1 protein-coding gene is annotated in these 402 nt (G+C 67.7%); it reads right to left on the bottom strand.

Translation table 11 applies throughout. The features are described from left to right. On the bottom strand, nucleotides 1-362 hold a 362-nt coding region (locus GEV37_RS16890; RefSeq protein WP_479694304.1), incomplete at its 3' end, for an adenine nucleotide alpha hydrolase family protein. Nucleotides 363-402: the final 40 nt, after the last annotated feature.

Below are 402 nucleotides of genomic sequence, written 5' to 3'. Positions count from 1 at the left end.
TCCGGGCCGTCGACCGCGACGATCTCGGAGAGCTGGCTGACGTCCTTGAGCGCGGCCACGCGCGGCAGCACGTTCTTGCCGGTGGTCGAGGCGCTGGCGAGCACGTGGGTGTAGTCGCCGGCGAGCTCGACCAGAAGCGCCCCCAGCGGCTCGGCGAGCTGGTGGGCGTAGACGCTGTGATCCGCGAGACGAACGCGGGTAACGCCGTCGAGTTTGGCGGCGGCCTCGGCGGCGTTTTGGACGCTTTCGCCTGCGACCAGCACGTCGATATCGCCGCCGATGGCGCGGGCGGCGGCCACCACGTGGGCAGTGGCGTCAAGCAGGTGACCGTCGTGAACGTCGGCCAGAACCAGAATGCTCATGAGAAACTCCTTGAATACGGGTGAAAGAGGCGATCACTGG

It is taken from the genome of Vreelandella malpeensis (assembly GCF_020622355.1).
GTDB lineage: Bacteria > Pseudomonadota > Gammaproteobacteria > Pseudomonadales > Halomonadaceae > Vreelandella > Vreelandella malpeensis.
Note: the sequence above shows the minus strand (reverse complement) of the source record. Positions and strands in the feature narration are given on the sequence as shown.